This is a genomic window from Trichococcus ilyis (assembly GCF_900109135.1).
GTDB lineage: Bacteria > Bacillota > Bacilli > Lactobacillales > Aerococcaceae > Trichococcus > Trichococcus ilyis.
Genome location: NZ_FNYT01000007.1, coordinates 25,319 through 32,862 on the forward strand (window position 1 = coordinate 25,319; position 7,544 = coordinate 32,862).

A 7,544-nucleotide genomic window follows, 5' to 3' on the forward strand; every position below is an offset into this window, starting at 1 on the left:
GATCCCTCATTACATATTCTTATTGGTTCTCATACCTTTCGCGGTAATCCTGCAGGAGCAAATCGAACATCCGGATGCCGTTGGCTGCGCTGGCGGCATCGGCGGGGCTTTTCGCTTGGTCGTTCAGTTCGTCGACGACGGTTTGGATGAACGGCATGGCGACATGCTCCGGTGTTTCGAAGGTGTAGGTCGTCGTTTCTCCGTCCTTGATGAGGCGGATCCATTCGAAGCTCGTGCCTTCGAAGACCAAGGTTCCTTCCGATCCGATGATTGTCACTTCATCCAAGTCGAAGTCCGCGACGTAGCACCAGGCGGCTGATCCGACGACGCCGTTCGCGAACCGGAAGGATGCCGAGACGGTGTCCTCGACTTCATAGAGTCCGGCCCGGTTCTCGACGATGCCGGTCATCACGGTGACGTCGCCGAAGTAATAGGCCAGGTAATCGAGCACATGCACTTGGATATCCAAGTCCTTCCCGCCACCAGCGGCCGGCAACAGCCGCCAAGGCAGGCTGTCCTTGTGGAAATCTTCCGGTGCCGGCTGCTGGTATTGGCGGATTTCCACCAATTGCGGTTGACCGATTGCGCCCTCGTCCAGCAGTTGTTTGATCTTCTGGAATTTCTCGAGCGCGCGGCGGTAGAAGCTGACGAATACCGGCAAGCCGTTTTCTTTTGCTGCATCCAGTATCGCTTGGCATTCCGCGAACGTGCGCGCCATCGGTTTCTCGATCAACGGCACTTTGTTCGCCGCGATCACCTGCATGGCGTAGTCGAAATGGGTGGCCGGCGGCGTGGCGATGTAGACGGCCGTGATCTCTTCGTCTGCCAGCAGTTCCTCGACCGTTGCGAAAACTTGGCCGTGCCCATGGCGTTTCACCCAATCCTGCGCCTTGGCTTCGGTGCGGTTGTATACCCCTTTCAATCGCGAGCCGTTGGATTTATAGAGACCTGGTCCGCTTTTCTTCTCGGTCACGTCACCGCAGCCGATCATTCCCCATACTGTTTTTTGCATGTGCTATCCTCCTGATCTGTGTATATTGTTCATTGTACCATTTGGATCCTCGCGCTGATGCGACAGAAGATTGAACATTCACCCCGCCGGAGGTGGCGGTCTTATTCTGTTTGTTTCTCCGGTGAAGCATAGGATGACCGAAGGTAAGGATACCGAAAGGCAACCAACTCCGGCCACCAGCCCTTCGTTGTAGTTGAGCAGTTGGCGCGAGTTGTTCTCCGACGAATGCTCTCTTTGTCGGAGTTGGTGTGCGGGCGATCGGATATCGATAAGAAGCAGGAATTGATTCCATGCAAAAAGCCGTAAACCACTGGCAATATGCAGTGTTTTACGGCTTCCTTTTTTTGTTGCCTTGCAGATAGGCTGGCATCAATTTTTCGTTTTATATTTCTCTTGGAGTTTGGCCGAAGTGTCCTGCTTGAGTTCGTCGAAGTCGTTTGTAGTGTCCTCGCTTCTTTAGACCACATCCATGACAAACGCAATATATTCATCGTGTTCCCAGGTAGCTTTATAGCCGTTGATCTGAAGGAAGATATCGGTTGCAGCTATGGCTGTCCGTTTGTTGGCATTTTGGAACAGTTGTTTTCCTGCAATGCCGAGCAGCAACACTGCCGCTATATCGAAAATTGTCGGGTAGGCGTCCTCTCCGAACGCGGTTGCCTTGGGCGCCTCAACCACTGCGTTGAGCCCTTCTTTTTCTCTTACGCCTATAATTTCTTGGGGAGTGAACTTTTTGATGATTCTCGCGTTGATCTGGATTAGTTGTTCTTCGGTCAGATAGTTCATTTTTTACATGTCGGCCAATGATTTCATTACCGAGTCATATTTGTCGAAGTAATCGTCCAACATTGTGTCAAGCTCTTCAGTCCCTAATTCGTCTGGCTTAGCAGCCGGAGTGACTTTCGAGATTAAAACGGTGTCCAACTCTTTTTCCCCATCGTTCATTTTTACAGTGATGTACTGGATTTCGTCTCCAGGTTCAGCATGTAAAGTGCGCAGTACGTCCTCAGGCACAGAGATAACGACGCTATTACCGGTCATTCGCAATTTGAAAGTGTTCACCTTTTCCTTCGATCGTTTATTGCTTTCAGCGAGCGAATAGCGGTAAGTGCGTTTGGCCGTTCCTCCTTTTGGGTTAGTCGGTGGATTTGTTTCTGAAATAGCTGTTGCATTCGTTTTAGCGTTCTTACTCATAGTATTCGACATCCTCTCGATTTTAATTTTTTATTTCATGATTTTTTCTGGGATTGTTTGCGCCTCATAACTGTATATACAGATTAACAGTATATACAGTTATTGTCAATTGTCACTGCTAAGGAGAGGACCGGAAAGAATTGATACCGTCCTGGGCTGGCGCCCGACATCGCCGACTTGCGTCGGCTGTTCGGGATTCTTTGCTCTTCGTTCAGCCGACGATTTTGCTTTATGTCGGCTGTTTGGCATTCTTCACATTTCGTTCAGTCAACGACTCTTGTTTTCGTCGCCTGTTCGGGATTCTTTGCTCTCCGTTCAGCCGACGTACCCCAGCTTGCGCCGACAATCAACCACTCAAAACAACCGAATGCCAAAAAAATAGCTCCCGCCGCGGCGGGAGCCTTAAAGGTGTTGCTCGATTAGATGAACAGGTTCAGATTGGCATCCATCGTGTCGCCGATGTAGGCGGCTACGCCGCCGAAGTCGACGCCCTCGATGATTTCTTCTTCTTTGATGCCCATGATGTCCATGGACATTGTGCAAGCCACCATCTTGACGCCCATTTTTTGCGCTTGGGCGATCATGGCCGGCAGGCTGTCAACGTTCTTCTGTTTCATGACGGCTTGGATCATCTTGGAGCCTACGCCGCTCATGTTCATTTTCGAGATCGGCAGTTTGCCGGCGTGGCTCGGCAGCATGATGTCGAACATTCTTTCCATGCCGCGTTTGGCTACGCTGACTTTTTCCGGGCGTTTGATGACGTTCAGGCCCCAGAAAGTGAAGAACATCGTCACTTGTTTGCCGTAAGCCGCCGCTCCGTTGGCGATGATGAAGGAAGCCAAGGCTTTGTCCAAGTCCCCGCTGAAGACGACCATCGTGGCGCCGTCCTTGGTTTCCTGCAGGATCGGTGCCTGGGCGGCTTGGGCTGCCAATGCGGCTTCGTTGAATCCGGCTGGCGTTGCTGATTTCACAGCGCCGGCTTTGCCTTTCGCGACATGGGCGCGGACGATCTTGCCGTCGATTTCCTTCGAGAGCAGCGTGTTGCCGGTGTTCTTCGTCCAGGCGGCGATGTCGGCGAGGAAGCCGAAGTCGGATGCTTCGATGATCAGTTCCTGGCCGTCGACCATCTTGTCGATGTTCTCCTTCACTTTCAGGATCGGGCCGGGGCACTGCAGTCCGCAGGCATCGACCTGGATCGTGTTGGAAGCTGGCTGGGCGGCAGGTTTCGCATGCACGGGTTCGACATGGACCGCTGCTTCCGGCACGTCTTCTTCATAAGTCAAAGTCGTTTTGGCTTGTTTGTAAGTCTTGTAGCCGCCGTCCAGGTTCTTGACGCTGAAGCCGTTCTGCATCAGGATGCGGGCCGCGTTGTAGCCGCGGTGGCCGACTTGGCAGAACACATGGATCGTTTTGTCTTTCGGCAGTTCGCTCATGCGCTCGCGGATTTGCGCCAGCGGGATCGTGTAGGCATTGCCCAATGCGCCGGTCGCCAACTCGAATTCTTCGCGGACATCCAGCAGGAAGGCGCCTTTTGCGATCAGGCCGTCGACTTCATGCCATTGGAACGTGTCGATTTTGCCTTCGAGGATGTTCGAGGCCACATAGCCGGCGATGTTGGCCGGATCTTTGGCGGATGAATAAGGCGGTGCGTAGGCCAATTCCAGATCCGGCAAATCGTAGACGGTCGCGCCCAGTTTCATGGCCGTCGCGATGACGTCGACGCGTTTTTCGACGCCTTCCATCCCGACCGCCTGCACGCCGAGGATCTTGCCGTCGAGGCCGAAGAGCAGCTTGATGTCCAACGGCGAAGCCCCCGGGTAATAACCGGCATGGGAGTTCGGATGGATGTGGACCACTTTATAGTCCGTGCCTGAGCCGTTCAAGGTTTTCTCGTTGTTTCCGGCTGCCGCCACCGTCAATTCGAAGACTTTCGCGACCGAAGTGCCCATCGTGCCTTTGTAGCGGACATCCATGCCGTTCAGGTGGTCGGCCACCAGGCGGCCTTGGCGGTTCGCCGGCCAAGCCAACGGAACGACTGTCGGTTTGCCGTTGACGAAGTCGGTCACCTCGATGACGTCGCCGACCGCGAAGATGTCCGGATCGGATGTCTGCAGCTGGTCGTTCACGACGATCGCGCCTCTGACGCCGGTCTTCAGGCCTGCAGCGGTCGCCAATTCGTTTTCCGGCGTCACGCCGATGGAAAGGATCGTCATGTCCGTGTTCAGCACTTTTCCGCTGTTCAGGCGGACTTTTGATCCTTTGTCCTCGAAGGCTTTGACGCCGTCGTTCAGGATCAGGTTGACGTTATGCATATCGATGTGCGCGTGCACGGATTGGGCCATTTCGAAGTCGATTGGCGCCATGACCTGGTCGCTCATTTCGACCAAGGATACTTGGATGCCCAATTCCCAGAGGTTTTCCATCATTTCCAAACCGATGAAGCCGCCGCCGATGACGGTTGCGCGCTTGACTTGGTGCTCGTTGATGTAGGCCTTGATCTTGTCCATGTCCGGGATGTTGCGCAGCGTGAAGACGTTCTCCGCTTCCTCGATGCCGGCGATTGCCGGTTTGATCGGACGTGCGCCGGTCGAGATGATCAGCTTATCGTAGCTCTCTTCAGTCGTTGCGCCGGTCAATACATGTTTCACTGTGATGGTCTTCTCAGCGCGGTTGATCTTAACGACTTCACTGAAGTTTTTGATGCCGATGTTGAATTTCTTCGCCATGCCGCCGACCGTTTCAAGGAGGAGATTATCGCGCTCCTGGATCGTGCCGCCGATGTGGTAAGGCAAGCCGCAGTTCGCGAAGGAGATGTATTCACCCTTTTCGAAGATGACGATTTCGTCCTCCTCGTTCAGTCTTCTCAAACGTGCCGCCGCCGTCGCTCCGCCGGCCACGCCGCCGATGATCACAATTTTACGTTTCATTCTATATAATCCTCATTTCACAAAGTTTTTTGGTTTCGGTTATCTGCTGACAATAATACCCCGGTAGGTATAATTTGTAAAGCGAAATGTGACGGGAATGTTAAAAAAATTTTGCACAAACTCTCGGCCGGCCCGTGGGTGCCGCCTTCTCCTCCGGTGAACGCCCTCTCACCGGAGTTGCGCTTCCCGGTAATAGTCCTTCCTCCTGTTACCGGTGGCTGGCCGGAGCTGGTCCTGGATTCACACGCTGTCCTCCGGCGAACAAAGTCTCGTCGGAGGAGCGAGCTTTTGCGCTCGCGTCAGCTCCGGCGTGGGGGTTCCCGCCGGAGAACAGGTCGTGGCGCCTTCTCCTCCGGTGAACGCCCCCTCACCGGAGTTGCGGTTCCCGGTAATAGTCTTTCCTCCTGCGAGCGAATGCTGGCCGGAGCTGGGCACGCGGGCGGAGGCTGTCCTCCGATGAACAAATGCTCTCCGGAGGTGGTGATTTTGTGCTCACGTCTGCTCCGGCGAAGGCAACCCTCATCGGAGCTGGTGCTCTCCTCCGGTGAACGGGGCTCTCACCGGAGTTGCGGTTTCGGTATTGGTCCTTCCTCCGGGGAGCGAATGTTGGTCGGAGCTGGGCACGCGGGCGGAGGCTGTCCTCCGATGAACAAATGCTCTCCGGAGGTGGTGATTTTGTGCTCACGTCAGCTCCGGCGAAGGCAACCCTCATCGGAGCTGGTGCTTTCCTTCGGTGAACGGGCTTCTCACCGGAGTTGCACTTTCCGGTATTAGTCCTTCCTCCGGGGAGCGAATGTTGGCCGGAGCTGGGCGCGCGGACGTAGGCTGTCTTCCGGCGAACAAAGGCTCGTCGGAGCTGAGCGTTTCCTGCACTCGCCTGCTCCGGCAAAGGCAAACCTCATCGGAGCTGGTGCTCTCCTCCGGTGAACGGGGCTCTCACCGGAGTTGCGGTTGCCGGTAATCGTCCTTCCTCCGGTAACCGGCTGCTAGCCGGAGCTGGGCGCGGATTCGCAGGCTGTCCTCCGACGGACAAGTGCTCGCAGGAGGTACGAAATTTCCCCTCGCATCAGCTCCGGCGAAGGAGATCCCCGCCGGAGATCGATTCCCTGCTGCCAGACAATCTTTCCGGTAAACAAACAGGCAAGAACTCCGACGAACAGCAGCTTCGTCGGAGTTCTTGCCTTTACACATAATGGCGCCCATGGCCTTTTCCCACAGCTTTGTAGTTGTTGCGCAGCACCCGATAGATGCGATCCTTGTTGTCCATCCCGCACCACTCGGCCATCCGCGGGGTCGTCACTTTCGCATCCGGAAAAATCAGCCGGAACTCTTCAATGTTGTGCAGGATCGTTTTGTTTGTCCGCCGCCTTTTTTTGCAAACCGGACAATAGACGGACTTGATGCCATCGAGGCGCACCGCCGATCCGCAATCAAGGCAGAACAGCGCTTTTCGCAGCTTTCCGAAATCGATTGCCGGCAGCTCGTCCGCAAAATGGCGCGGATTGTGCATCCGGATCAGCGCATCCGCCAACTGCTGTTGCTCCGGCCCTATTTTCCCTTTCACCCGGAAATTTTGAAAATGAGGCAAAATCTGCCCGGGAAGCAGGTAGTCCGCAATTTTCCGAGCACTCAGCAAATTGAACTCAGGATTGACGAAGACGACAAAGCCCTCAATCGGCATTTCGAGTTTCAGATCCGCAAGCAGCACGCCCAATCTTGCCATAGTCCGGTTCAGCTGGACCGAGGGATTTTCCATCGTGGCGCCACTTGGTTTCCGGAGTGTCAACGGGCCCCACAGATGGTCACCTTTGTAGTTTTTCGTTTCATACACCAGCAGTTTGTCGGGGCAAATCACCAGCGTATCGATCTGGATCGAGATGCGGTTGTGCCTAAATTGCAGGTCGTTCAGCACCAAACAGCGCGAATCCAGCGCCTCCGTGTGTACATCAAGGCCGCATTCGCCCCCGAACCCTCCATCCATATGCAGCAAATAATACTGATCCCCCGGCTCCAATCTCATCCGTTTGGCCAACGCTTCATAAATGCAGAGCATCCGCGGTTTTTGACGTTCTTTGTATGCCATAGACTTCTCCTCCTTCTGAATTGAATTGTCACTTGTAATATCTGCATTCCATCCAGATTTGCGTTAATTCCGTTACGGTGACTTCCGATGGTGCGCCCTTCCGCAGGAGTTGCGGTGTTCGGTATCGGTTGTCCTCCGGTTACCGGTGGCTGGCCGGAGCTGGTCGCGCGGGTGGATGCTGTCCTCCGGCGAACCAGGCCTCGGCGGAGGTGGCGACTGTAGTGAACTCGTCTGCTCCGGCGTGGGGGTTCCCGCCGGCGTTCAGGTTGTGGTGCCGTCTCCTCCGGTGAACGCCCTCTCACCGGAGTTGCGGTTCCCGGTATTAGTC

The 7,544-nt window shown here is 54.9% G+C and carries 5 protein-coding genes; all 5 read right to left on the bottom strand.

What is annotated here, in order from left to right:
- Positions 1-19: 19 nt before the first annotated feature.
- A complete protein-coding gene (locus BMX58_RS04895; RefSeq protein ID WP_068622739.1) occupies positions 20-1,012 on the bottom strand; it encodes a Gfo/Idh/MocA family protein in 993 nt (330 codons plus the stop codon).
- A 456-nt stretch (positions 1,013-1,468) separates the two neighbouring features.
- Positions 1,469-1,798 carry a type II toxin-antitoxin system death-on-curing family toxin gene (locus tag BMX58_RS04900; RefSeq protein ID WP_084253874.1) on the bottom strand — a complete coding sequence of 110 codons (330 nt, stop codon included), beginning with the start codon at positions 1,796-1,798 and terminating at the stop codon, positions 1,469-1,471.
- A gap of 3 nt (positions 1,799-1,801) precedes the next feature.
- A complete protein-coding gene (locus BMX58_RS04905; protein WP_068622738.1) occupies positions 1,802-2,206 on the bottom strand; it encodes an AbrB/MazE/SpoVT family DNA-binding domain-containing protein in 405 nt (134 codons plus the stop codon).
- Positions 2,207-2,625: 419 nt separating this feature from the next.
- Complete coding sequence (locus BMX58_RS04910) at positions 2,626-5,133, bottom strand: CoA-disulfide reductase (RefSeq protein WP_068622737.1); 2,508 nt, start codon at positions 5,131-5,133, stop codon at positions 2,626-2,628.
- 1,183 nt (positions 5,134-6,316) lie between these two features.
- On the bottom strand, positions 6,317-7,216 hold the full coding sequence (locus BMX58_RS04915; RefSeq protein ID WP_068622736.1) for a nuclease-related domain-containing protein: 900 nt from the start codon (positions 7,214-7,216) through the stop codon (positions 6,317-6,319).
- Between the last annotated feature and the right edge of the window lie 328 nt (positions 7,217-7,544).